A 23,645-nucleotide genomic window follows, 5' to 3' on the forward strand; every position below is an offset into this window, starting at 1 on the left:
GTCACCCTCCCCGCTTCAGGTCGGACAGGCGGGGCCATGACGGCAGGTCGTCGTCGGCGTGCACCGGCGCCGCGGTGCGCTCGGCGGCACGCAGCTTGGCCGATCGCGCGCGCGGATTGGCGGCAAGCTCGGCCTCACCAGGCGTCACCGGACGCTTGGTCAGGATCTGAAAGCTCGGCGCCGCTTGCGCCATTTCGGGCAAATGCCGCGAGCCGGCGGAGACCTTGCCGCGCAGGCTGAGGAAATTCTTGACGATGCGGTCTTCCAGCGAATGGAACGAAACCACGACGAGCCGGCCGCCCGGCTTCAGCACGCGCTCGGCCGCTGCGAGCGCCTCGTGCAGTTCATCGAGCTCCTCATTGACGAAGATGCGCAGCGCCTGAAAGGTCCGCGTCGCCGGATGGATCTCGTTCGGCTTGGCGCGCACGACCTTCGCGACGATATCGGCAAGCGCGTCGGTCGTCGTGATCGGCACGTCCTTGCGCGCGGCGACGATGGCGCGGGCGACGCCGCGCGAATGCCGCTCCTCGCCGAAGATATAGATGATGTCGGCGAGTTGTTTCTCGGAAGCGGTCGCGACCACGTCGGCCGCGGTCGGGCCGCTCTGGGCCATCCGCATGTCGAGCGGACCGCCGAGCCGGAATGAGAAGCCGCGTTCGGCCTGGTCGAGCTGCATCGAGGAGACGCCGACATCCATCACGACGCCGTCGACCTTATCCACCCCGTGCGACGCGCAGACCTCGGCGAGGTTGGAGAAGCGGTCCTCGACCAGCGTCAGCCGACCGCCCGCGCCGTCGACCAGATCGAAGCCGCCGGTTATCGCGGTGCGGTCGCGGTCGATGCCGATCACGCGGGTCTCGGCGACATCGAGGATCGCCCGGCTGTAGCCGCCGACACCGAAGGTGGCGTCGACATAAATGCCGCCGGCGCGCGGAGCGAGATGCGCGACCGCCTCGCGGCCCAGCACCGAAATGTGACGCGGCGCACGCTCGCTCATGCGCCGCTCCCGGGCGGGGCCGCGTAACTGGCATGCAAGCTGGGTGCGCGCCGACTCATTGCGCCTCGAATCCTCGCGCCCAGAGCCTTCTTCGTTCCGATTGGATCGGAACGGGGCTCTGGATTCCTGTCTTGACGCGTTTTCTTCACGCGAACCGGTATCCACTTCGCTCGAAAACGCGTGAAAAAGCCGCTGCGTGACGCCAGCGCCAACTCCCGTTCTCGGCCGCAAATCCTGATATCCGACCGGAATTGGGAGGGTTTCCATGGGATTTCGCGCAAACAGCGGGGCTCAGCGTCCTTTGGCCGTCCCCCGAAACCGGTTCGGCACTTCACCTCTCAGTAACGGCACTTAACGTTAAGAAAACGTTGATGATCGGTTAGCGGAATCGCGCGGCTTTGATCCGCATTCGAGTGATACCCTCGCGACCCGCTCCGGGCACAATGCGCAGCGCATCATGCGGATCGTGGAACCGGCAGGGGTCGATTGCGCGGCCCGCACGGTAAAGGAATAGTAAACGCCTATTTGTTTATCCATATGTCAAAATGCTTTCTCCTGGTTCGGGTTTGAGTGATTCGTATGGCTTCAAGTTCGTCTTCGTCCGGCAACGCTGATTCGAAGCGTCAGCGCGCCCTCCCTGTTCCAAAGGGGGTGGCGGAGGCGAAGACGTTCACGCCGGATTCCTCGATCGCCTCCGACGTGATCCCGTCGGCGAACTTCGGCGATCGCGCCAATGGCCGGCAACCCGACATGATCGTGCTGCACTACACCGGCATGCCCGACGTCGAGGGTGCGATCACCCAGCTGTGCACGGCCGGCACCGAGGTCTCGGCGCACTACATCGTGCTCGAGGACGGCCGCATCGTGCAGTGCGTGCCGGAGAGCAAGCGCGCCTGGCACGCCGGCGTGTCCGCGTGGGCTGGCGATGACGACATCAACTCCTGCTCGATCGGCGTCGAGATCGTCAATCGCGGCCACGATTGGGGCTATCCGGATTTTCCGCTGCGCCAGATCGCGGCTGTCATCGCGCTGTGCCGCGGCATCATGCTTCGCCGCATGGTGGTCCCGCATCGCGTGCTCGGCCATTCCGACGTGGCACCGGCGCGCAAGAAGGATCCCGGCGAGAAATTCCCGTGGCACTCGCTGGCCAATTCCGGCGTCGGGCACTGGGTGCAGCCGGCGCCGATCGTGCGCGGCGACGCGCTGCAGCTCGGTGCGATCAGCGACAGCGTCTCCAACATGCAGGCCGCGTTCCGGCGCTACGGCTACAACATCCCGACCAACGGCAAGTTCGACGGCCCGACCATGGAGGTCGTCACCGCCTTCCAGCGCCACTTCCGCCCGGAGCGCATCGACGGGATCGCCGACCGTTCCACCATGGCCACACTGCACGCGCTGCTCGAGAGCCTGCCGCCGGATGCGGCGACGGTGGTCGCGTCGAGCTAGGCTGGCCTCCGTCCGTCGTCGCGAGGAGCGGTGCATTTACCGGCCAAGTGTGCGTGCACGTTGGAACTTTTCGGCATGAGCGGTCTTTGTAGGTGGGGCGGTCCGAGTGGAGATTCGTCCATGTTCAAAGCACTGATCGCAGGAGCCGCCGCCGTCGGCCTCATTGTCGCTCCGGCAGCCGCTGGCGCTATGTCGACCCAAAGCAAGACCATGTCGTCGACCCATCACAAGACCCAGAAGGTCCATCACGCGCAGAAGAAGATGGCACCCGGCACCACGACCGGCATGTCGAAGGGGACGACGACCGGGCAATCGAGCACCGGCGCCAAGGCAAAGACAGGGTACTGAGCACGCTCAACGCCTCACGGCGCGCTGACCATCGTGGATGAATGGCGCGCCGTCACTGGCCACGCAAGAGATGGGGTGCGTCACCCCATCTCGGCGATGCGCCGCGCATAGAGCCGGCGCAGCGGTTCGAGTTGCGTGGCTGCCGTTGCGGCGAGATAGGCCTGCCGCGCTTCATCCTTGCGGCCGAGGCGGCGCAGCAGGTCGGCGCGCACCGCGGGCAGCTGGTCATATCCCTTCAAAGTGCCGCGCGCGTCCAGCGCGTCGATCAGGTCGAGCGCGCGCGCCGGACCATCGACCATCGACACCGCGGCGGCGTGATTGAGCTCGATCACCGGCGACGGGCTGATGCGCAGCAGCACCTCGTAAAGACCGGCGATCTGCGGCCAGTCGGTGTCCTTGTAACTCGGCGCCCGCGCGTGCAGCGCGGCGATCGCCGCCTGCACGGCGTAGGACTGCGGCCGGCCCGGCATCCGCAGCGCCTCCTCGACCAGTTCGAGGCCTTCGGCGATCTGCTGGAAATCCCACAGCGAACGGTCCTGCTCCTCGAGCAGCACGATATCGCCGCCGGCGGTCTGGCGGCCGGCGCGGCGCGCATCATGCAGCAGCATCAGCGCCAACAGCCCCTTGATCTCGCCGCGCGCCGGTATCAGCGCATCGATCAGCCGCGCCAGCCGGATCGCCTCGCGGGCAAGATCGGGCCGCATCAGATCCTCGCCGGCGGTCGCCGCATAACCTTCGGTGAAGACGAGGTAGATCACCGCGAGCACGCCGGTGAGGCGCGGCTCCAGCGCCTCACGCTCCGGCACCTCATAGGGAATGCCGGCGAGTTTTATCTTTTGCTTGGCGCGCAAGAGGCGCTGCGCCATGGCGTCCTCGCTCACCAGGAAGGCGCGCGCGACCTCGACCGTCGTCAGCCTGCACACCGTGCGCAAGGTCAGCGCGACCTGGACCTCTGCCGCAAACGACGGATGGCAGCAGGTGAAGATCAGCCGCAGCATGTCGTCGTCAAGCGTTGCATCGGCCGGCTCGGGCGAGGACTCTGCATCGAGCAGGATCTGATGCGTCAGTTCCTGCTGCTTGCCGCGAAACGTCGCCGCGCGGCGAACGCGGTCGATCGCCTTGTTGCGGCCGACATTGACCAGCCAGGCACGCGGATTGGAGGGGAATTCGCCGATCGGCCAGCGCTGCAGCGCCACGGCAAAAGCATCCTGAAGCGCATCTTCGGCCAGGTCGAAATCGCCGACGAGACGGATCAGCGTTGCGAGCGCCCGGCCCGCCTCGTCGCGAAACACTTTTTCGATCTGGCTGGGGGTCATGGTCTCACCGTCATTCCGGGGCGATGCGAAGCATCGAACCCGGAATCTCGAGGTTCCGGGTTCGCGCTTCGCACGCCCCGGAACGACGAAACCATCACTTGTCGTAGATCATCACCGGCCTGACTTCGATCGAGCCGGTCTTGGCGCCGGGAATCCGCGCCGCGAGGCCGAGCGCCGTGTCGAGATCCTTGGCATCGACCAGATAATAGCCGCCGAGTTGTTCGCGGGTTTCCGCAAACGGCCCGTCGGTTGTCAGCGTCTTGCCGTCGCGCACCCGAACGGTGGTCGCGGTCGACACCGGCTGCAGCCCGTCACCCGCCTTGAAGTGTCCGCTCTGGATGATGGACTGGGTGTAGACGCCATATTCCGCCGACAGGGCCTTGCGGTCGTCGGCAGTCATGCGGCCATATTCCGCGTCGCTCCGGTAGATCAGCAACAGATATTGCATCTTGAGAACTCCTCTTGATCGGCTGGATCGCCGACACCCAGTCGAACGGGCGACACGCAGGACGACATCGTCAGGATAAATTATTTTGGCCGCCCGGCGTGAATGTCTCCCCGGCCCGGCGGGCCGCGGAGCCAGCTTATATCGGATAATCCGATAGTAATGGCCAATATTATTCGTTTGTTAAATTCATGGCAGCGCGTAGCCTTCGGATGCCCGGAGGACTTCGCCATGACACCACTGCCGCAGACAGCCACACGCCTTTCCCGGCTCCTGCTGTCGATGCTGTACCGAATCCTGCGCAGCCGGATCGTGGCGAAACCGCGCCACCACGCCAGTCAGGTCGCCTCGAACATCGCCGCGGGCGGCAATCCGCTCGGCGTGTGAGCAGGCAATGCAACGGGGCATCACGCGCCTGAAGGCGTTGCGTCAGCTGATCGCCGACGAAGGGCTGACCATCGCGATCCTTGCGGCGGTCGCCGCAGCGACGGTGATCGCATTTGGTTTCGGTGCGGAAGCCGACATCGTGGCCTCGATGCTGGTCATCGGCCTTGTGACCGCGCTGGCGGAGACCCGCCTGCGATCGGGAAAGTAGCTCCAGCGGCCGTGATCGGCTCCGGAGGGGATGACCGAGAACCTGGCATTTGCTTGTAGCCTTATCCGCGTCACTGCGAGCCACCGGGTCGCGCGAACGCGCGCCCGATGACAGGCTCCGCGAAGCTATCCATCTGTCGCATGTGCGGAGCGATGGATTGCTTCGTCGCTTCAGCGCAAAATTGCTTCGCAATTTTGTCGCGAGCTCCTCGCAATGACGGCATGGCTTCCCAGCCTTTACGACGATGTCGCGGCCTGCTGCGCGGCGCGGCGCCGCAACTCCTTGAGCTCCTCGAAACGCTTGGTCACGTCGCGCATCACCGCGACGGTGCCGGCGACCTTGTGCGCCGCATCGTGCAGCATCTCGATGGTGAATTCGACGGAGATGCGCGTCCCGTGCCTGGTCAGCGCCGGCACCGACAGCAGATCGCCCTGACCGTAACGGCTCGTCCCGGTCGCCATCGTGTGCCGGAAGCCGGCCCAGTGACGCGCGCGCAGATTCTCCGGAATGATCAAATCGAGCGATTGTCCGATCGCCTCCTCGGCGCTGAAGCCGAACATCCTGACCGCGCCGGGATTCCACAAGCTGATACGGCCTTCGACATCGGTCGCAACGATCGCGTCGGAGGCTCCCTTGAGCAACGCGTCTCCCACTTCTGCCGCAATATCCATCGTTTGACCTCCTGCTGATCCCGATCCTGCTGTGAACGCGGACGTTGGCGCTGACAAGCGAAGAAAGCCGATGGAATCGATCGGAGATGCCGATAGCAATCGCGGTCAGCGCCGCCGCCGCGCGGCAGGCCGGGCCCGCGGCAGGTCCGCGCTCGCATTAACCTGCGACGCGGCAAGCCGATGCATGGTCTCGACCGCGCGCGCCAGATGATCGTCCTGGCTGTCAGCCGGATAGGCGACATAGGCGGGCATCGCAAAGCCAGGTGCGCCGGCGACGGCGTGCAGCCGCCGCGCCTTCAGGAGCGGCTCCACGATACGACGCGCGAAGAAGCCAGAGCCGCCATTCTCCAAAAGATGCTGCAATCCGAGCCAGCCGATATTCACCGTCAGCGCGGGGCCGGCGAAATTCGGAAACAGCGTGGCGTGACGCGCGTAGAATTCGGGGCCCCAATCGACATAGACATAGCCCGGTCCCGGCTCCGGTGCGCTTTTCGGATCGGTCGACACCAGGATGAGCTGCTCCTCGAACAGCTGCTCGACCTTGAGGCCGGGGCGACTCTGCGGCGTGTACATCACGCCGATGTCGATGCGTCCCTCGACCAGCCCCTGCATCAGCTCGGGCTCGAGCGCGCTCTCGGCGCGGATCGAGATGTCGGGATGCGCCCGCGTCATCAGCGGCAGCCAGCGCAGCAGATACTCTTCCCAAAGTCCGATGCGGCCGCCGACCACCAGCGTCGCGGAAAATCCCTTGGGGATTCCGACATCATGGCGCGCCTGCTCGACGGTGCGGACCAGCACCGAGGCGTGGCGCTGAAACTGCCGGCCGGCCGGCGTCAACGTGGTGCCGGCCTTGTTGCGCACGAACAGCACGCAGCCGAGCTGCTGCTCGAGCGTGTGGATGCGGGTGCTGACGGTCGACTGGCTGACATGCAGCCGCTCCGCCGCGGTGATGAAGTTGCCGGCGCTCACCACCGTCAGGAACGTCCGGGCCAGTTCGGTATCCATGGCGCCTCGACCTTTGGATCGATAAAATCGATATCAAAGGCCCCTCCTCTGCGAATGTCAAAATCGAGGACCCGCCGGGCGCCGGGCCAGGGGTTAACCATCGCAATCGCTTGACGCGGGCGGCCAAAGCCCGCATGCGTAGGCCGTCAGTCGGCCGGACGGCCGCTCCCGCAAGCGCCGAAAGGCCGCGGGGGAGGAAAGTCCGGGCTCCATCGACATGCGGTGCCGGATAACATCCGGCGGGGGCGACCCCAGGGAAAGTGCCACAGAGAACGAACCGCTCCCTCCTCGGAGGAAGTAAGGGTGAAAAGGTGCGGTAAGAGCGCACCGCGTTTCCGGCAACGGAGATGGCATGGCAAACCACACCGGGAGCAAAACCGAATAGGGACGGCAACGCGGTTAGTTCGCGCACGCGCGATAACACCGCAGGGCGATGTCAGGCCCGCTGTCCGGGTAGGTTGCCCGAGGCAAGGTGCAAACCTTGTCCCAGAGGAATGGCCGTCGCGTACCATTCGCGAGAATGGTGCCCTACAGAACCCGGCTTACAGGCCGGCTGATATTCTAAAGCGTTTTCGAGCGAAGTGGATTTCCGGTTCGCGTGAAGAAAACGCGTCTTGAAGATGGACCATGAGGGGCTCGGCGCGACACGCCGGGCCCCTCGCCATTTTCAGATCAGCATCGTTCCAGCTACGCGCGCCGGCGGGAAGTAGAGCCAACCCATCGTCTTGCGTCAGAACGACCCGAATGCGGTGCCGATCGCAATCACCGCTGCGAGTGCAATGACAGAACTCACGATGCCGACCATGACAATGTCGAGATAGCTATCGCGATGCTTGAGCCCACAGATCGCAAGCAGGCTAACGACAGCGCCGTTGTGAGGTAGAATGTCCAGCGTTCCCGAACCGATCACCGCGACGCGATGCAACAGGCCGGGGTCAATACCCGCCTCCGCGGCAAGGTCCATATAGGTCCGTCCCAGCGCATCGAGCGCGATCGTCAAGCCGCCGGAAGCCGACCCCGTCAGCGCCGCAAGGATGTTCGTCGCGACCGCGAGCGACACCAATGGACCGCCTTCAATTCGCAACACCCAGTCCCGCACCACGCCGAAGGCGGGAAGCGAGGCGATAACGGCGCCGAATCCGACAAGGCTTGCGACGCTCAGGGCCGGCAGGACCGACGCGTTGGCACCGGCATCCATCGTTCGTCGCAGTGCGGGCAGCCGCGTCCAGTTGCAGAGGATGACCGTCACGATCGCTCCCGCCAACGCCACGACAACCGACCAGACACCGGCCACGGCAGCCAGTGATGTATTTCCCCACCGCTGTTCGGCCAGGAACGAGAAATCAAGCCGAGGCAGCACAACCAGCGACATCACTAGATTGACGGCGACGACGACGATCAGGGGAAGGATGGCGTTGAAAATCGGGACAGCGGCATCGCTGTGATATCCGTGGCGGAGCTCCGCCGGGTCGAATTCTCGCGCCGTCGTAGCCCGCTCGCGCAACAGCTCGTCGTCGGCTGCATCCGCCGGCACCGGCGGCTCGTCGCCATACCCCTCTTTTGCGCGATGCGCTGCCTTCTCCGCGCGAAGCAGCCACCACAGCCCGACGCTCAGCATGATGATCGAGGCGACAACGCCGAGGCCCGGTGCGGCAAAGGGGGTCGTGCCGAAGAAAGGCATCGGTATCGCATTCTGTATCGACGGCGTGCCCGGCAGCGCCGACATGGTGAAGGTCGAAGTCCCGAGAATGACCGCCGCCGGTACCAGACGACGTGGAATCCCCGCCGTGCGAAACAGCGACTGCGCCATCGGAACGATGACAAAGAAGGCGACGAACAGGCTGACGCCGCCGTAGGTGACCAGTGCGCCTGCGAGCACGACCGCAAGGATGATCCGGCGTTCGCCCAGGCACCGGGAGATGAAGCCCGCGACCGCAGCGACCGCGCCGCTGTCATCCATGAGCTTTCCGAACACGGCGCCAAGCAGAAAAATAGGAAAGAACTGCGCGAGAAACTCCGACGCACTACCCATGAAGGTCTGCGTCCAGTTGGCAAGCAGCGGCTCGCCACCGAAGGCTGCGGCCACCAGCGCACAGAGCGGCGCGAGCAGCAGCACGCTCCAACCGCGGAAAGCGAGACAGACCAGCAGTCCAAGCCCGACGAGAATGCCGAGAAGACCCATCGTCTCAGCACTCCGCCAGCAGAATATCGAGATCTGCGGTCGAACGCTCACCGAGATCGGCGCCATGGGCGTCGAGGAATTCGCCGGCGGCTCGCCGCCCTTCCTCGTGCAGCTTGGCCACGAACGCCCATTCGGCATTGAGCTTGGATGACGAACCGAACGTCGCGAGCATGTCGCTCTTGATCCGGTGCGTCTTCATCTGCGCCCAGCGGGCGCCTTCCCCTGTACCGGGATCGGCGACCTGGCGAAGCAACGCGATCATCCGCAGCTCCTTTGCCAGCGGCGAGTTGAACGAGATCTCGTTAAGCCGGTTGAGAATGTCAGCGGCCGTGCGCGGCTGCTCCGGACGCTCGGTCGGGTTGATCTGGACGACGACGGTGTCGCGCGCGTCGGTCTCGCGGACGAGCGGTGTAATCGTGGGATTGCCCGCGTAGCCGCCGTCCCAATAGGGCTCGCCATCGATCTCGATCGCGCGAAACATCGTTGGTAAGCAAGCCGACGCGAGCAGGACTTCCGCGGTAATCTCCGCGTTGCGAAAAATCCGTCCGCGGCCCGTACGCACGCGCGTGGCGGTGATGAAGAGCTTGATCGGCGCGCGTGCAAGACGCTCGAAATCGATACTGTCGTTCAATATGTCGCGTAGCGGATTGAAGCCAAGCGGATTGAGGTCGTAGGGTGAAAGCATCCGCGACATCAAATCGGTAAAGAGATAGGCCGGGGAGCTGTCAAGCGACCAGCGTCCCATCAGGCGGTCGAGCGGCGACCGTTGCAACGGACTGAATGCGGCGGCGCGCGAGACGCTTCGCCAATATTTTTCAAGCGCTTCGCGTGCGCCGGCAGCGCCGCCCGCGGTCCAACCATCCGCCAGCACGGCTGCGTTCATTGCTCCGGCCGATGTCCCGGATATGCCCGCAATCTGAAACCAAGGTTCTTCGAGAAGCCGATCCAGGACACCCCACGTGAACGCACCGTGCGATCCCCCACCTTGAAGCGCCAGGTCTACGAGCACGGGGCTACGGTTCATGAATCCATGCTCACCAGCACGCGAGGCGCTCATTATGTCGCAGTTCAACCGAACATGCGAGACAAAGTTGCGGTCGCTGCCTAGTTCCGACGGCGAACTTCGAACGATATTATCTCAACTCGAAGCGAAGCGAAGCGAACCGATCGCTTCAGTGCCGCCACAGCCCACCTTTCTTAAAAGGCGACATGCATGGGGTGGCGGGCGTAGAGTGTGCCTCTCGCGGAGGATCGCAGATGGACCTTCAGAAGATCATGGCGAAGGCAAGAGACATCGCCAGCAGCACCGGCACGATCACGACCGAGCAACTGAACGGGATGTGCCCCAACAATATGGAGCCCGAAGATATCGCGGCTCTCTTTGCGGCTCTGCGCACTGAGGGGATTCGTCTCAAGGACAACGACGCAGAAAAGTAGGAGCCACTGTGCTTTGACAATCGATCACTGCGATCGAAGCGCTGCCCGGGTTTGGATGGTAGCAGATTGGCCATCCGGCGACATTGCAGCTATGATCCGCTACAGCTGGACGTGTCCTTCTGCCCCGAGATTCAAGAAGATCAAAAGGAGGAATAGGAATGTCGGTCGCCTGCAAGTTCGAACGCAGCATCCTCAGCCACGACGAGTATGAAGCAATCCGCCTGACGCATCATCCCGCCATCTACGGCGTCGAGGTGAGCGAGCTCGAGGCCATGCGACCCCGCTTGCGCAAGATGCGCGACAAGGAGCGAACGGTCGGCCGACAAAAGCAGCGAGAGAGCCGCGGAAAGGCCGAGGCTCGCGGCACGAGCTTTCCAGGAACCGCGAAGCATGCGTCAGAGCGAAAACAGGTCTTCGCGGCAGCGCTGAAACGGGTCAACACGGAGCTGAGGCGTCAGCACAATCTGGCAGCCCGGACCGCACATGTCGAAGCAGCGCGAAAGGCCCTCGCGCTGCACCGGGCCGCGAACTTCACGACGCGTCCCCCGGCAGGAGGCACCGCGGGCGAAGGCATGGCGTCGAAGCCAAGCGAACGCCGACGAAAGATCATTGCAGGCGCAAAGATCGGACGCGTATCGCAGGCGACAAAGGTCGCTCAAGCCGTCCGCGACGCGCGCGGTGCATGATCCCGGGCAAACAAGCGGCTGATTGATTCCGGCGCGGCATCGGCAGCCCGCGGCATACGCCAGCCGTCGCGGTTGCGCGCGGTCTGTCGCATGCTGAAGCGGACAGGGCGCGGCGTTGCAGCGGCATTGGTCAATGCAACCGCCAGTCGATCAGTGCCCGCCAGAACCTCAAACCCAATCCGGACGCTGATTTCCCGCATGAACCGCGTGACCGACCGGATACAAGCTCTTGATGCGGTCCCGGACGGCGATGATGCCAAAACAGGGCGTAAGAGAGACATGCCCCGGCTGAGGCGCCGTGCCGAGCTCCTCAATCGCCTATCATGTTCTCCACAATAAGCGCCATCCTGACGTGCCTGCTGGTGATCGTGGCATTCGTCAGTACCTATTTCCAGCTGCGGCACGAATATGGTGTCGCCATACTTTTTATCGTAACGCTCGGATCTTTCACCGCAGCGCTGATAGATCTCGTCCGTGAACGAGGATTGCCGTGCACGAATACGATCTGGATCGCTAGAGATCGCCTCAGGAAACAATCTCCATGAGCATCGCCATCAGCGCCTCCGGTGCGGTGACGTTCGGCGAGTGGCTGGCGTCGATCTCGAAATAGCGCCAGCCGGCTTCGTTCCTGATGCGCCGGGCGAACTGGCCGAACGTGTCGGCCTGCGTGGCGCGGGTGGCGTAGATGTAGCTGCGCGGCAGGCTGGTCTCGCCGTGCTTCAACCGCAATTTCTGCTCGAAGCATTTGATCGGCATGTCGACGCGCCGCGCGCTCAGCCATGCGACGTCGGCGGGCGACGTGTCCGGCGGCACCGGCATCGGCGGAATACGCCAGCCGTCGCCGTCGCTCGCGAACTCACGCATGGTCTCGATGGCCGATTCGTTGAGATCGAACAGCGACTGGCCGTCGCGCGGCACGAAAGCGTCGATATAGATCATCTGCGCGATGCGCTCGCGCACCCGATCGGCGACGCCGGTCGCGACCATGCCGCCATAGGAGTGCCCGATCAGCACGATGTCGTGCAGGTCCTCGTAACTGATGACGCTGAGCACATCCTGGATATGCGCCTCGAGGTCGAGTCCTTGATGCGCAAGGTGCGCGCGCTCGCCAAGCCCGGTGTAGCTCGGCGTGACCAGCCGATGGCCGGCGGCCTGCATCAGGGGATGCATCTTCTTCCATGCCCAGCCTGCCGACCAGGCGCCGTGACAGACCAGAAAGGTTTTTTGCGAATTCGCAGGCGAGCCTGAAGTCATGGGATGCTTCCGTTCCGATTATCGTTGATGAGCCGCGATTTTGAATAGTACCTGCGAGACGCGTTGTGTAAACGTGGCGCCAAACACCACCGTCGTTCCGGGGCGATGCGCCAGCATCGAACCCGGAATCTCGAGATTCCCCGGTGCGCGATTGCGCACCTGCGGTCTGGTCCTTCGGACCATCCCGGAATGACGAAGGAGAAAAAATGAACCCGGCAAGCTATGCGATCCTGTTCTTCGGCGCGCTTGCCGGCGGTTTCGTCTCCGGCCTTGCCGGCTTCGGCACCGCGCTGATGGCGCTCGGCATCTGGCTCTATGTGCTGCCGCCGACACTCGCGGTGCCGCTGGTGCTGGTCTGCTCGGTCATCGCGCAGCTCTCGACCTTGCCGTCGATCTGGAAGAGCATCGATTTCCGTCTGGTCTGGCCGTTCGTCATCGCAGGCCTCGCGGGCGTGCCGATCGGCATCCTGCTGATCGCGCGGGCCGACCCCGAGGTCTTCAAGCTGACGATCGGCGTCTTCCTGCTGGTGTTTCCGACCGCGTTGTTCCTGCAACGCAAGCCGATGTCGATCGCCTTCGGCGGCAAATGGGCCGACGGCGCGATCGGATTTGCCGGCGGCATCCTCGGCGGCCTCGCCGGACTGTCCGGCCCGCTGCCGATCCTGTGGGCCAGCGTGCGCGGCTGGGGCAAGCAGCAGCGCCGCGGCGTGTTCCAGATCTTCAACTTCACGATCCTGGCGGCCGCGCTTTGCGTGCAGATCGCAAGCGGCCTGGCGAAGCCCGAGCTGATCTGGCTGGTGGCGTGCGCGTTTCCGGGGACGCTGCTCGGCGCCTGGCTCGGCGCGCGGCTCTATCACGCGCTCAGCGACCGCAATTTCTCCGACGTCGTGCTGCTGCTGCTGTTCCTGTCCGGCGTCGCGCTGGTGTGGAACGGACTGGCGCCGACATAGCGCGGGCGATACGGGAGCGCCGGTGCTGATCCAATCAGAACCGGCGCTCCAGCCATGCGCCATCTCACTCAGCCGCGGCCTGACCGAACTCGGTCGCCTGGCGCTCGAACAGGCCGCGATAGATGCCGCCGGGACGCGCGGCCAGCACCGCATGGGTGCCCTGCTCAACGATCTCGCCGCGGTCGAACACCAGGATGCGATCCATGCTGCGCACGGTCGACAGCCGGTGCGCGATCACGATCGAGGTGCGGCCCTTCATCAGCCGTTCCATCGCCTGCTGGATCAGCGCCTCGGATTCCGAATCGAGGCTCGAGGTCGCCTCGTCCAGGATCAGGATCGGCGCATCGGCCAGGAAGGCGCGCGCCAGCGCCACGCGCTGCCGCTCGCCGCCCGACAGCTTGACACCGCGCTCGCCCACCAGCGTGCCGTAACCCTTCGGCAGCCGCATGATGAAGTCGTGCGCATTGGCAAGCCGCGCCGCCTGCTCGATCGCCTCCATGCCGGCGCCCGGCCGGCCATAGGCGATGTTCTCCGCCAGCGTGCGGTGGAACAGGATCGGCTCCTGCTGCACGATCGCGATCTGGCTGCGCAGCGATTGCTGCGTCGCCCTGGCGATGTCCTGACCGTCGATCAGGATCCGGCCAGCGGAGACGTCGTAGAGCCGCTGCACCAGCTTGACGAAGGTCGTCTTGCCGGAGCCGGAGCGCCCGACCAGGCCGACCCGCTCGCCGGCGTCGATGTCGACCGACAGCCCGTCATAGAGCGGCCGGCGGTGGCCGCCATAGTGAAACGTGACGTCGTCGAACACGATGCGGCCGCCCTGGATGTCGATCGTCCCAGCATCGTCCGCATCGACGATGCCGAGCGGCTCGCCATGGATCTGCACCAGTTCCTCCATGTCGTTCACCGAACGCTGCAGGTTGTTGATGTGCATGCCGACATCGCGCAGATAGGCGTGGATGATGTAGTAGCTGGTCAGCACATAGGTGACGTCGCCCGGCGTGGCGCGGCCCTGCGCCCACAGCAGGATCGCCGCCGATCACCGAGGCGCGGAAGCACAGCAGCACCACGAGCTGCGCCGTCGAGGTGTGATTGTAGCGGAACCAGGTCCGCCGCACTCGTCGGCGCCAGCGGCTGATGACGCCGTCGAGCCGCACGTCCTCGCGCGTCTCCGCGCCGAACGACTTCACCACCGCGTTGCAGGTCAGGGCGTCGGCCAGCGTGCCGCCGACCTTGGTGTCCCACGCATTGGAAACGCGCGCGGCAGGCGCGACGTAGCGCACCTGGAACACCATGGTCATCGCGACATAGATCACCGAGCCGACCGCGATCACCGCGCCGAGCTGCGGCCAATGCACGCCGAGCAGGATCATCGAACCGACCAGCACCACGACCGACGGCAGCAGCGCCATCAGGATGGTGTCGTTCAGCAAATCGAGCGCCCACATGCCGCGCGTGATCTTGCGCACGGTGGAGCCGGCGAACGAATTCGCGTGCCAGTCCGTCGAGAAGCGCTGCACCCGCATGAAGGCCTGCTGCCCGACATCGGACATCGTCTTCAGCGTGAACGGCACGATGGTCTGGATGCCGACCAGCCGCAGCACCAGCGACAGCGCGCCGAGGCCGACGATGGCGCCGAACGCCAGCATCGCCGCATGGCGCGCGGCCGCATTGGTGGCGCCCGCGGTCAGCGCGTCGACCAGATGGCCGGAAAACACCGGCATGAACAGGTCGGCCGCGGTTGCGCCGAGGAATCCGGCCGTCACCGCGGAGGCACGCAGCGGCTGTTCCAGCCAATGGCGGAAGACAAAGGGAAGCACGATCCGGATTGCGGCCGGCCGCTTGGTCGTCAGAGAGGTCATGGCACATTCCGGCCACGCCTTTGCAGCGCGTGCCGACTCCATCTGAGGCGACGTGCGGGCGGAATCCGGCCGCGAGCGCCGCTGGAAATTGTCGATAAATTGTTGGGACGTTTTGATGATCGGGGATCAGACCCGATCAGCGCCGGGAGCTAACGCGTAAAGGCGTCCAGCACCGTCGAACGCGGGCGCGCGATCTGCGAAATAAGCGACTTCATGCGCATCTCCCCGGTTCGAGTAAGGAAGCGCTGCTTATAAATGCATCACGCGCGATTGGCAAGGTAACATCGGCGTGAGTGCGTCAATGTGTCGGCGATATCAGCTATTCACGCGACCGGGCGCAGCCCGCGCGCCGATGCGATGCACTCAGCCCGGCGACAACGGCACACTTTCGTAGCCCGGATGAGCGAAGCGATATCCGGGGCCGCGTCACGTTCAGTGATGAACTGCCGAGATCGGTCCCGCATATCGCTTCGCTCATGCGGGCTACGAAAACCGATGACACCTAATGCGCGTCGCCGCCGCTCGCGGTCATCGACGGCGGCTTGTTGACGAACAGCACCAGAAGGCTGAGCGCGACATAGAACAACGACAGCATGAAGAAGGCATCGCCATAGCCCATCACTGCTGCCTGACGGTGCACGATCTGCGAGAGCTGCTTCATCGCCATGATGGCGGAATCGCCCATGCCCTGCATGCGCTGGGTGAACATGTTGAGGGTCTCGACCGCGGTGGTGTTGCCCCAGGTCACGCGGTCATGCAGCCGCGAGATGTGCAGATCGGTGCGGTCGTTGAGCACCTCGTTGATGACGGCGAGACCTACCGCGCCGCCGAGGTTGCGCATCAGGTTGAACAGGCCGGAGGCGTTCTTGACGCGATCCTGCGGCAACGTCGCGAGCGCGATGTTGTTGGTCGGCACCATGGCGCACATCATGCCGATGCCGCGCAGGATCTGCGGCAGCAGCAGCTCGTAGAAATCATAGTCGCGGGTGATCCAGGTCATCTGCCAGGAGCCGAGCGCGAAGGTCACGAGGCCGAAGGCGATGATGTAGCGCAAATCGACCTTCTGCATCAGCCGCCCGACCACCGGCGCCATCAAGAACATGGTGACGCCGGAGACGAACATGGTCTCGCCGATCATCAGCGCGCTGTAGCCGCGAACCTCCGCGAGATAGCGCGGATAGACATAAGTCAGGCCATAGAGCCCGATGCCGATGCAGAACTGCAGCACGCAGCCGACCGCGAAGTTGCGGTTACTGAAGGCGTAGAGATCGACGATCGGCTCCTCCGCGGTCAAGACGCGCCAGAAGAACGCGACCGCCGAGACGAAGCCAATCGCGGCGCAGACCGCGACCGAGGTGTCCTGCAGCCACTCATATTGCGGCCCCTCCTCCAGCACATATTCAAGCGAGCCGAGGAAGCCGCCCATGAAGATCAGCCCCCACCAGTCGAAGCGCTCGAGCAGCGCGAAGTTCGGCTGGTCGAAATCGACCAGCGCCAGCACGCCTGCCGTGATGATGACGCCGGGCACGATGTTGATGAAGAACAGCCAGTGCCACGACATCAGGTCGGTGATGTAGCCGCCGACGGTCGGTCCAACGGTCGGCGCCAGCGTCGCGACGAGGCCGATGATCGGCGCCACGATGTGGAATTTGGTGCGCGGGAAGATCGTGTAGGCCGAGGCGAACACCGTCGGGATCATGCCGGCGCCGAGAAAACCCTGCAGCGCGCGCCACAGGATCATCTGCTCGATCGAGGAGGCGAAGCCGCACAGCAGGCTCGAGGCGGTGAAGCCGAACGCGGAGATCGCGAACAACAGCCGCGTGCCAAGCGCGCGCGACAGGAATCCGGACAACGGAATCGCGATCACTTCGGCGATCAGATAGGCGGTCTGCACCCACGACACTTCGGTCGAGGATGCCGACAGGCCGGCCTGGATCTCGGACAGCGAGGCCGAGACGATCTGGATGTCCAGGATCGACATGAACATGCCGAACACCATGATGATGAAGGCAACCAGCCGCTTCGGCTGGATGCGCTCGGACTCCGGGGCGCCGGTCATCATCGAGGGTGAAGCAGTGGTCGTATCAGCCATGGGCTCATCGGCTCCGAGCCTCGGACTCTGTCCGAAGCTTCAAGACATCACTGCGGATGGATCATCATCGGCGCGTCGAGATCAGTTTCGGCGTCGGCATCGGCCGCGCCCTCGCGGGTGTCGACGGTGGTGTAGACCGACATGCCGGCGCGCAAGAGGCCCTGCTTGGCGACGCTGGCAGGCACGCGGATGCGGACCGGCAGGCGCTGCACGATCTTGGTGAAGTTGCCGGTGGCGTTGTCGGGCGGCAGCAGCGTGAACACCGAGCCCGCCGCCGGCGAAATGCTGTCGACGAGGCCGGTGAACTTGCGGAAGCCGTAGGCGTCGACCTTGATCGTCACCCGCTGCCCGGTGCGGATGCGCTTGAGCTGGGTCTCTTTATAGTTGGCGTCGATGTAGACGCCGTCGAGCGGCACCACATTGCCGAGCCGCTGGCCCACATTGATATAGTCGCCGGTGTTGACCAGGCGGTTGGAGAAGGTGCCGTCGACCGGCGCACGGACATTGGTGAATTCGAGATCGCGCTCGGCCTTGGCGAGCTGGGTCTGCAATTCGGCGAGCTGGGCGCGGGCCTCGGCCTGCTGCGCCTTGGTCACCTCGACATTGTCCTTGGCCGCATCATAGGCCGCCTGCGCGGACCGCACGCTGGCCGCGCCCTGATCGCGGCCGGCCTCCGAGACTTCAAAGGTGGCACGCGAGGCAAAACCTTTGGTGCTGAGCGCCTGCTGCCGATCGAAATCGAGATCGGCGCGCTTCAGGCCGGCCTGGGCGGACACGAGCTGGGCCTGCGCCTGCTCGACCGAACTCGCCGCCGCCGCAACCTGGCGGCCGATGCGCTCGATCGTCGCCTGCTGGGTCGCGATCCTGGTGCGCGCGGCGTCGGCCGCGATACGGTAGTCGCCATCATCGATCCGGAAGATTACGTCGCCTGCGCGCACCAGCGCGTTGTCGCCGGGCAGGATCGCCGCGATATGGCCCGCGACGCGCGCGCCGAGCATGGAGTTGTTGGCGCGGACATAGGCATCGTCGGTCGAGACGTAGAAGCGCCCGACCATCAGGTAATAGGCGGCATAGCCCGCGGCAGCGAGCGCGAGCAGGCCGACCACGCCCAGCATCACGAATTTGCGCTTGCCGGATTTCGGCGCCGGCGCCGCAGCGGGCGAAGCCGCCGGCTGCTCGGGCGCAGACGCGGGCGGCGCCTCCGCGGGACGCTTGGCTTCTTCAGCTCGGCCCTGCTCGCCGAGATCGGCGGATGCATCGCGCGCGATCGCGTCCTCGGCCATCTCAGGCTCGGAACGAACAATGCGTGCAGCCTGATCCCGTGCTGCGGCCATGGCCGAGGCTCCCCACAAAAATCTTGACGCGCGCGATGGCGGAATAAGGGCCGTGCGGCGCATCGTCACTCCTAAGATACCATTGACCGAACGGTTCGGTCAATCTATATTCCCGCCCGCTAGATGATAAAGCTTCGATTCTTCCCTTTCCTACTCTGGGTTGAGTTCTTTCCCGAGAAGCTAATTCAATGGTTGCAGCGCCCCGAACCTCCCTCCAGTCCGTCGGCGAGGAGGAATCGTCGAAACGCCGCCAGATCCTGGACGGCGCCCGCAAGGTATTCCTGGAGCTCGGCTTTGACGGCGCGAGCATGGGCGAGATCGCACGCGCTGCCGGCGTCTCCAAGGGCACGCTCTACGTCTATTTCCCCGACAAGGCCGGGCTGTTCGCGTCAATCGTCGAGGAGGAAAAGCTCGAGCAGGGCAAGGTCGCCTTCAATTTCGATCCGGCGCGCGACGTCGACACCACCCTCCCCGAATTCGGCCGCGCCTATGTCGCGGTGTTGTGCCGGCCCGGCGGCGGCTCGGCGATCCGCACCGTGATGGCGATCGCCGAGCGGATGCCCGAGCTCGGCAGCCGGTTCTACACCCACGTCATCGCCCACACCGTCGACCGCTTTGCCGCCTATCTCGAGGCACGCGCCGCGCTCGGCGAGCTCGTGATCGACGACTACCAGCTCGCGGCCTGGCAATTCATGCAGATGTGCCAGGCGACGCTGTTCCAGGCATTCATCTTCCAGGCCAGGCCGTCGCCCTCGCCGGAGCGGATCGCAACCGTCGTCGACAGCGCGACGCGCGTGTTCTTCGCGGCGTACCGGCCGAAGGCCGGGTGAGATCGACGTCTCATCGCGGACCAACGCGCTCTTCATCCCGTCATGCTGAGGTGCTCGCGTAGCGAGCCTCGAAGCATGCGCGGCCCGGCTGGTGGCCGTCGTGCTTGGAGACGGCCAAGAGTTTATCATCCGGCCGCGCTTTGCGCGGACTCGTTGGCAGCCTCATCAACATGACGGACGTACGTTCTTTAGATCGTCACGGGGGGTATTGTTCTCCAGCCGTCGATGTGCACGATCAATAACTCCAGCACGACGAGGCGATCGACCATGAACGACCTCAGCATCCGACAGATGCAGCCGGACGAGATCGCGCTCGCGGTGGACTGGGCCGCGGCGGAGGGATGGAATCCCGGTCTCGCCGATGCGCCCTGCTTTGCCGCCGAGGATCCGCAAGGCTTCTTCATCGCCGAGCTCGATGGCGAGCCGGCCGCGGTGATCTCCTGCGTCAATTACGGCGCGCAATTTTCGTTTCTGGGCTTCTACATCGTGCGCCCGGATCTGCGCGGCCGCGGCCATGGCCTGAAGATCTGGAATGCGGCCATCGCGCATGCGCGCCCGCGCGTGATCGGGCTCGATGGCGTGGTGGCGCAGCAGGCGAACTACCAGAAGTCCGGCTTCGCGCTCGCTTACGCCAATGTGCGCTATGGCGGCACTGTCGCCACACCATCCGCGCCGAGCGGCGACACCGTCGCGCTGACCGATCTGCCGATGGCGCTGATCGAGGCCGATGACGCCACGGTGTTTCCCGCACCGCGGCCGGCATTCCTGCGCGCCTGGATCAACACGTCAGGACATGTCGGGCGCGCGCTGATGCGCGACGGCAAGCTGGCCGGCTGGGGCGTGATCCGCCCGTGCCGGACCGGCCGCAAGATCGGTCCGCTCATTGCCGATGACCGTGCCGGCGCCGAGGCCGTTGTCGCGGCATTGCTCGCGAGCGCGGGCAGCGGTGAGGTCTTCCTCGATGTCCCCGCGGTCAACCGCGACGCCGTCGCGCTGGCGCAAGGCCTCGGGCTGTCACCGGTGTTCGAGACCGCGCGGATGTATACCGGCACGATCCCGCCACTCCGGATCGATCGCGTGTTCGGCGTCACGACGTTCGAGCTCGGTTAGCGCGAGAGATTTCGGGATATTAGAAATATACCCGTGAGTTGCCCGACGTGTCAAGTGGCTAGGTCGAACAGTCGCCGTGTCGGATTCCGGCCGCCGTCGGCTCCTTTGCATGGGGTTGTTTTCGATATTTTCGCAACGCGCCTCCCCCGCAAGTGCCCGCAAGCGGGAGAGGGAGCGCGGCTGCAATTCAAACCCGAGCTAGTTCGCCGCCGCGTTGACCTCCGGCGTAGCGACGTTGTCCTGCTCGACCTCCTCGGGCAGGCCGGCGAAGCGCCGCAGCGCCTTCGCCATCTTCACGCGGCCGGCAACGCCGGTGATGATGACGTCGACCATCACGAACGACGAGTGGAAGTGGCCCTGCGCCTCGAGCTGCTCGACCTTGACGCCGGCCTTGGCGAGCGCGTCGCCATAGGCGATGCCCTCGTCGCGCAACGGATCGAACTCGCTGGTCGCGATGAACGTCGGCGGCAGGCCTTCGAGCTTGCCGCGCAGCGGCGCGACGCGCGGGTCGGTGCGGTCGGCCGGCGAGCAGTACAGGTCCCAGAACCAGTACATCAGCCCGCGGGTCAGGAAATAGCCGGTCGCGTTGTCGACATAGGACGGCCGGTCGAATGTGGAATCGGTGACCGGACAGATCAGGAGCTGGCCCGCGATCTCGGGCCCGCCGCGATCGCGCGCGAGCTGGCACGTGACGGCCGCGATGTTGCCGCCGGCGCTCCAGCCCGCGACCAGCAGCGGCCCTGCCCTGCCGCCGAGCTCGGCGCTATGGGCCGCGATCCAGCGCGTCGCCGCAAAACCGTCCTCGGCCGCGGCCGGGAAGCGATGCTCGGGCGCATGGCGATAGCCGACACTGACGATGATCATGCCGGTGCGCCGGCACAGGTCGCGGCAGAACGGATCGTCCGACATCTCGTCGCCGAGCACCCAGCCGCCGCCGTGGAAATACACCACGATCGGATGCGGCCCCGGCGTCGCCGGCCGGTACAGCTTGTACGGCAGCGGACCGTCCGCGCCCTGCAGCATGCCGCTGCCGACCTCGCCGACCGGGCGGCCAAAGGGACGCCCCTTGTTGAATTCGGTGAGGAAGTCGCGCGCGCCCTGCGCCCCCATCGTCTCGAGCGGCGGCAGGTTCATTTCGCCGAGCAGGTTCAGCACCAGCCGCACATCCGGCTGCAGGCGCACGATCTCGCCGTCATTGCATTGCTCGGCAACGCCGGGACCCGAGAGCTTGAAGCCGAGCATGCCGCGGCCGACCACCTCGTTGCAGATGCTGCGATACGGACCGACGCCGCCCGTATAAGGCATCACGCCTTGCGGCTTGCCGGGCACGTTGGCGCCCGTGTACCAGGTGTTGGCGAGCCGGTGCAGCGTCAGCGTCGCGCAATCGGCCATGTGCCGTTCCCAGCCGGCCTGCGCGGTCTCGGTCGCTTCCATCGTGGTGAAGCCGGCGTCGCGCAGCGCGGCGATCCGCTCCACCACCCAATCGACGTGCTGCTCGATCGAGACAGCCATGTTCGACAGCACCGACGGGCTGCCGGGACCGGTGATCATGAACAGATTGGGAAAGCCCGCGACGGTGACGCCGAGATAGGTCTGCGGTCCGTGCGCCCAGACATCCGACAGCGACTTGCCGCCGCGGCCGGAGATCGGATGCACCGCCATGATCGCCCCGGTCATCGCGTCGAAGCCGGTGGCGAACACGATGACGTCGACGTCGAACTTGCGTCCGTTGGTGAAGATGCCGCTGGTGGTGATCCCCTTGATCGGCTCCTGCCGCAGATTCACCAGCGTCACGTTGGGACGGTTGTAGGTCGCGTAGTAGTTGGTATCGAGGCAGGGACGCTTGGCGCCGAACGGATGATCATGCGGGGCCAGCGCCGCCGCCGTCTCCGGATCCTTGACCACAGCGCCGATCTTTTCGCGGATCAGGTCGGCGACCAGTCTGTTGCCGTCGACATCGACCGCCTGGTCGGCCCAGAGCTGGGTCAGGATATGGACGAGGTCGCCCGCCGCCCACGCCTTCTCGAACCGCTCGCGGCGCTCGGCGTCGCTCAATTGCCAGCTCACCACGGTCTGCTGCGGATAGGGCACGCCGGCCATCGACCAGCGCGCCTGGTCGCGATAGGCGGCGCGGTCGCTCTCGAAATAGGTCTTGCGATCCTCGGGCGCTGGGCCGTTGCCCGCGGGCAGCGCGAAGTTCGGGGTGCGCTGGAACACGGTGAGCTGCGCGGCCTGCTCGGCGATGATCGGTATGGACTGAATGCCCGACGATCCGGTGCCGATCACGGCAACGCGCTTGCCCTTGAGATCGACGCCCTGATGCGGCCAGCGGCCGGTGAAATAGATCTCGCCCTTGAAGTCCTTGACGCCGTCGATCTCCGGGGGCTTCGGCGACGACAGGCAGCCGGTCGCCATGATGTAGTAGCGGCACGAGACGTCGGCGCCGTTGTTGGTCGAGATCTGCCAGCGCGAGGTCGCATCATTCCAGGTCGCCTGCGTGACCTTGGTGCCGAACCTGATGTCGCGACGCAGATCGTAACGGTCGGCGACGAAGCCGAGATAGCGCAGGATTTCCGGCTGGGTCGCGTATTTCTCCGACCAGGTCCAGGCCTGATCGAGCTCGGGATCGAAAGTGTAGCTGTAGTCGATGGTCTGGATGTCGCAGCGCGCGCCGGGATAACGATTCCAGTACCAGGTGCCGCCGACATCGGCGCCCTCCTCGAGCGCGACCGCCGAGAAGCCCGCCTTGCGCAACCGATGCAACAGGTAAAGTCCGGCGAAGCCGGCGCCGACCACCGCAACGTCGACCTGCTGCGTGGTTCCGCTCTGCGTGGAGTCTGAAGCGCGTGCTGCAACTGCTGCGTCTGGCATGCCATTCCTCCGTATGTTTTGATTTGACGGAAGGCTATAGCCCTGCGCCTTCAGTTTGTCATCACGACAAACGCAATCAGAGGTCGCCGCAATTGTGACGCCCGCGGCCTGGAGCGCGCCGCGCAGCGCGTAGACGCAACTGGTGACGACGCAACGCGGTACGAACGGCGCCGCACACTTTGATGTCGTCCCGGCGAAAGCCGGGACCCATACT

The 23,645-nt window shown here is 65.0% G+C and carries 21 protein-coding genes, 1 other RNA gene and 1 pseudogene; 11 read left to right on the forward strand and 12 right to left on the reverse strand.

Features of this window, described 5'->3' with window-relative positions; all coding sequences use genetic code 11:
• Position 1 precedes the first annotated feature (1 nt).
• Positions 2–997 (reverse strand): 16S rRNA (cytosine(1402)-N(4))-methyltransferase RsmH, encoded by a 996-nt coding sequence (gene rsmH, locus ACZBJS_RS07230; protein ID WP_316393722.1) that lies wholly within the window; start codon positions 995–997, stop codon positions 2–4.
• 579 nt (positions 998–1,576) lie between these two features.
• Here rsmH and ACZBJS_RS07235 point away from each other — a divergent pair.
• Both ACZBJS_RS07235 and ACZBJS_RS07240 read left to right on the forward strand, forming a co-directional pair.
• Entirely contained in the window at positions 1,577–2,443 is an 867-nt protein-coding gene (locus ACZBJS_RS07235; protein ID WP_463438611.1) for an N-acetylmuramoyl-L-alanine amidase, read from the forward strand.
• A gap of 120 nt (positions 2,444–2,563) precedes the next feature.
• Positions 2,564–2,791 (forward strand): hypothetical protein, encoded by a 228-nt coding sequence (locus tag ACZBJS_RS07240; protein ID WP_016840052.1) that lies wholly within the window; start codon positions 2,564–2,566, stop codon positions 2,789–2,791.
• Positions 2,792–2,871: 80 nt separating this feature from the next.
• On the opposite strand, the gene ACZBJS_RS07245 is transcribed toward ACZBJS_RS07240, so the two are convergent.
• Both ACZBJS_RS07245 and ACZBJS_RS07250 read right to left on the reverse strand, forming a co-directional pair.
• Positions 2,872–4,107 (reverse strand): RNA polymerase sigma factor, encoded by a 1,236-nt coding sequence (locus tag ACZBJS_RS07245; RefSeq protein ID WP_316393719.1) that lies wholly within the window; start codon positions 4,105–4,107, stop codon positions 2,872–2,874.
• Positions 4,108–4,201: 94 nt separating this feature from the next.
• Positions 4,202–4,555: a YciI family protein gene (locus ACZBJS_RS07250; RefSeq protein ID WP_316393718.1), complete on the reverse strand. Its 354-nt coding sequence runs from the start codon at positions 4,553–4,555 to the stop codon at positions 4,202–4,204.
• 159 nt (positions 4,556–4,714) lie between these two features.
• Between ACZBJS_RS07250 and ACZBJS_RS07255 the strand changes: the two genes are divergently transcribed.
• Both ACZBJS_RS07255 and ACZBJS_RS07260 read left to right on the forward strand, forming a co-directional pair.
• Entirely contained in the window at positions 4,715–4,939 is a 225-nt protein-coding gene (locus ACZBJS_RS07255) for a hypothetical protein (protein ID WP_316393717.1), read from the forward strand.
• Between the two features lie 7 nt (positions 4,940–4,946).
• Entirely contained in the window at positions 4,947–5,147 is a 201-nt protein-coding gene (locus ACZBJS_RS07260) for a hypothetical protein (protein WP_057014987.1), read from the forward strand.
• 236 nt (positions 5,148–5,383) lie between these two features.
• Here ACZBJS_RS07260 and ACZBJS_RS07265 read toward each other — a convergent pair whose 3' ends face one another.
• Together ACZBJS_RS07265 and ACZBJS_RS07270 are read right to left on the reverse strand one after the other, a co-directional pair.
• Entirely contained in the window at positions 5,384–5,818 is a 435-nt protein-coding gene (locus ACZBJS_RS07265) for a PAS domain S-box protein (RefSeq protein WP_057014986.1), read from the reverse strand.
• 105 nt (positions 5,819–5,923) lie between these two features.
• Positions 5,924–6,823 carry a LysR family transcriptional regulator gene (locus ACZBJS_RS07270; protein WP_168859073.1) on the reverse strand — a complete coding sequence of 300 codons (900 nt, stop codon included), beginning with the start codon at positions 6,821–6,823 and terminating at the stop codon, positions 5,924–5,926.
• Between the two features lie 146 nt (positions 6,824–6,969).
• Between ACZBJS_RS07270 and rnpB the strand changes: the two genes are divergently transcribed.
• An RNA gene (gene rnpB / locus ACZBJS_RS07275) (RNase P RNA component class A) lies at positions 6,970–7,384 on the forward strand.
• 169 nt (positions 7,385–7,553) lie between these two features.
• Here the strand turns inward: rnpB and ACZBJS_RS07280 are convergent.
• Positions 7,554–9,005, reverse strand: coding sequence for a GntP family permease (locus ACZBJS_RS07280; protein WP_057014985.1), 1,452 nt, complete (start codon positions 9,003–9,005; stop codon positions 7,554–7,556).
• A 4-nt stretch (positions 9,006–9,009) separates the two neighbouring features.
• Positions 9,010–10,029, reverse strand: a complete 1,020-nt coding sequence (locus ACZBJS_RS07285) for a patatin-like phospholipase family protein (protein WP_057014984.1) — start codon at positions 10,027–10,029, stop codon at positions 9,010–9,012.
• 233 nt (positions 10,030–10,262) lie between these two features.
• Here ACZBJS_RS07285 and ACZBJS_RS07290 point away from each other — a divergent pair, with 233 nt between their 5' ends.
• From ACZBJS_RS07290 to ACZBJS_RS07300, 3 genes are all read left to right on the forward strand, one after another.
• The gene (locus ACZBJS_RS07290; RefSeq protein ID WP_076824115.1) at positions 10,263–10,442 is read left to right on the forward strand and encodes a hypothetical protein; all 180 of its coding nucleotides are present in this window, start codon (positions 10,263–10,265) and stop codon (positions 10,440–10,442) included.
• Between the two features lie 158 nt (positions 10,443–10,600).
• The gene (locus tag ACZBJS_RS07295; RefSeq protein WP_316393712.1) at positions 10,601–11,128 is read left to right on the forward strand and encodes a hypothetical protein; all 528 of its coding nucleotides are present in this window, start codon (positions 10,601–10,603) and stop codon (positions 11,126–11,128) included.
• A 323-nt stretch (positions 11,129–11,451) separates the two neighbouring features.
• On the forward strand, positions 11,452–11,673 hold the full coding sequence (locus ACZBJS_RS07300) for a DUF2721 domain-containing protein (RefSeq protein ID WP_156436019.1): 222 nt from the start codon (positions 11,452–11,454) through the stop codon (positions 11,671–11,673).
• Here the strand turns inward: ACZBJS_RS07300 and ACZBJS_RS07305 are convergent.
• Complete coding sequence (locus ACZBJS_RS07305; protein WP_057014981.1) at positions 11,654–12,382, reverse strand: alpha/beta fold hydrolase; 729 nt, start codon at positions 12,380–12,382, stop codon at positions 11,654–11,656. The genes ACZBJS_RS07300 and ACZBJS_RS07305 overlap by 20 nt on opposite strands.
• A gap of 206 nt (positions 12,383–12,588) precedes the next feature.
• On the opposite strand from ACZBJS_RS07305, the gene ACZBJS_RS07310 reads away from it, so the two are divergent.
• Positions 12,589–13,332, forward strand: coding sequence for a sulfite exporter TauE/SafE family protein (locus ACZBJS_RS07310; protein ID WP_463438612.1), 744 nt, complete (start codon positions 12,589–12,591; stop codon positions 13,330–13,332).
• A 64-nt stretch (positions 13,333–13,396) separates the two neighbouring features.
• Here the strand turns inward: ACZBJS_RS07310 and ACZBJS_RS07315 are convergent.
• The 3 genes and pseudogenes from ACZBJS_RS07315 to ACZBJS_RS07325 form a co-directional block, all read right to left on the reverse strand.
• A pseudogene (locus tag ACZBJS_RS07315) lies at positions 13,397–15,194 on the reverse strand (ABC transporter ATP-binding protein).
• Positions 15,195–15,696: 502 nt separating this feature from the next.
• Positions 15,697–17,286, reverse strand: coding sequence for a DHA2 family efflux MFS transporter permease subunit (locus ACZBJS_RS07320; protein WP_168859079.1), 1,590 nt, complete (start codon positions 17,284–17,286; stop codon positions 15,697–15,699).
• Positions 17,287–17,333: 47 nt separating this feature from the next.
• Positions 17,334–18,620 carry an HlyD family secretion protein gene (locus tag ACZBJS_RS07325; RefSeq protein WP_316393704.1) on the reverse strand — a complete coding sequence of 429 codons (1,287 nt, stop codon included), beginning with the start codon at positions 18,618–18,620 and terminating at the stop codon, positions 17,334–17,336.
• Between the two features lie 188 nt (positions 18,621–18,808).
• Here ACZBJS_RS07325 and ACZBJS_RS07330 point away from each other — a divergent pair, with 188 nt between their 5' ends.
• Both ACZBJS_RS07330 and ACZBJS_RS07335 read left to right on the forward strand, forming a co-directional pair.
• Positions 18,809–19,450, forward strand: coding sequence for a TetR/AcrR family transcriptional regulator (locus tag ACZBJS_RS07330; protein ID WP_229193519.1), 642 nt, complete (start codon positions 18,809–18,811; stop codon positions 19,448–19,450).
• Between the two features lie 267 nt (positions 19,451–19,717).
• On the forward strand, positions 19,718–20,560 hold the full coding sequence (locus ACZBJS_RS07335; RefSeq protein WP_463438613.1) for a GNAT family N-acetyltransferase: 843 nt from the start codon (positions 19,718–19,720) through the stop codon (positions 20,558–20,560).
• A gap of 198 nt (positions 20,561–20,758) precedes the next feature.
• On the opposite strand, the gene ACZBJS_RS07340 is transcribed toward ACZBJS_RS07335, so the two are convergent.
• A complete protein-coding gene (locus tag ACZBJS_RS07340) occupies positions 20,759–23,431 on the reverse strand; it encodes a flavin-containing monooxygenase (RefSeq protein WP_463438614.1) in 2,673 nt (890 codons plus the stop codon).
• Between the last annotated feature and the right edge of the window lie 214 nt (positions 23,432–23,645).

Source organism: Bradyrhizobium sp. KZN70725 (assembly GCF_055264925.1).

Bases quoted from the DNA above. Each gene is read 5' to 3' on its own strand.
- rsmH (WP_316393722.1), bottom strand. From the start codon at position 997: ATGAGCGAGCGTGCGCCGCGTCACATTTCGGTGCTGGGCCGCGAGGCG.
- ACZBJS_RS07235 (WP_463438611.1), top strand. From the start codon at position 1,577: ATGGCTTCAAGTTCGTCTTCGTCCGGCAACGCTGATTCGAAGCGTCAG.
- ACZBJS_RS07240 (WP_016840052.1), top strand. From the start codon at position 2,564: ATGTTCAAAGCACTGATCGCAGGAGCCGCCGCCGTCGGCCTCATTGTC.
- ACZBJS_RS07245 (WP_316393719.1), bottom strand. From the start codon at position 4,107: ATGACCCCCAGCCAGATCGAAAAAGTGTTTCGCGACGAGGCGGGCCGG.
- ACZBJS_RS07250 (WP_316393718.1), bottom strand. From the start codon at position 4,555: ATGCAATATCTGTTGCTGATCTACCGGAGCGACGCGGAATATGGCCGC.
- ACZBJS_RS07255 (WP_316393717.1), top strand. From the start codon at position 4,715: ATGGCCAATATTATTCGTTTGTTAAATTCATGGCAGCGCGTAGCCTTC.
- ACZBJS_RS07260 (WP_057014987.1), top strand. From the start codon at position 4,947: ATGCAACGGGGCATCACGCGCCTGAAGGCGTTGCGTCAGCTGATCGCC.
- ACZBJS_RS07265 (WP_057014986.1), bottom strand. From the start codon at position 5,818: ATGGATATTGCGGCAGAAGTGGGAGACGCGTTGCTCAAGGGAGCCTCC.
- ACZBJS_RS07270 (WP_168859073.1), bottom strand. From the start codon at position 6,823: ATGGATACCGAACTGGCCCGGACGTTCCTGACGGTGGTGAGCGCCGGC.
- ACZBJS_RS07280 (WP_057014985.1), bottom strand. From the start codon at position 9,005: ATGGGTCTTCTCGGCATTCTCGTCGGGCTTGGACTGCTGGTCTGTCTC.
- ACZBJS_RS07285 (WP_057014984.1), bottom strand. From the start codon at position 10,029: ATGAACCGTAGCCCCGTGCTCGTAGACCTGGCGCTTCAAGGTGGGGGA.
- ACZBJS_RS07290 (WP_076824115.1), top strand. From the start codon at position 10,263: ATGGACCTTCAGAAGATCATGGCGAAGGCAAGAGACATCGCCAGCAGC.
- ACZBJS_RS07295 (WP_316393712.1), top strand. From the start codon at position 10,601: ATGTCGGTCGCCTGCAAGTTCGAACGCAGCATCCTCAGCCACGACGAG.
- ACZBJS_RS07300 (WP_156436019.1), top strand. From the start codon at position 11,452: ATGTTCTCCACAATAAGCGCCATCCTGACGTGCCTGCTGGTGATCGTG.
- ACZBJS_RS07305 (WP_057014981.1), bottom strand. From the start codon at position 12,382: ATGACTTCAGGCTCGCCTGCGAATTCGCAAAAAACCTTTCTGGTCTGT.
- ACZBJS_RS07310 (WP_463438612.1), top strand. From the start codon at position 12,589: ATGAACCCGGCAAGCTATGCGATCCTGTTCTTCGGCGCGCTTGCCGGC.
- ACZBJS_RS07320 (WP_168859079.1), bottom strand. From the start codon at position 17,286: ATGGCTGATACGACCACTGCTTCACCCTCGATGATGACCGGCGCCCCG.
- ACZBJS_RS07325 (WP_316393704.1), bottom strand. From the start codon at position 18,620: ATGGCCGCAGCACGGGATCAGGCTGCACGCATTGTTCGTTCCGAGCCT.
- ACZBJS_RS07330 (WP_229193519.1), top strand. From the start codon at position 18,809: ATGGTTGCAGCGCCCCGAACCTCCCTCCAGTCCGTCGGCGAGGAGGAA.
- ACZBJS_RS07335 (WP_463438613.1), top strand. From the start codon at position 19,718: ATGAACGACCTCAGCATCCGACAGATGCAGCCGGACGAGATCGCGCTC.
- ACZBJS_RS07340 (WP_463438614.1), bottom strand. From the start codon at position 23,431: ATGCCAGACGCAGCAGTTGCAGCACGCGCTTCAGACTCCACGCAGAGC.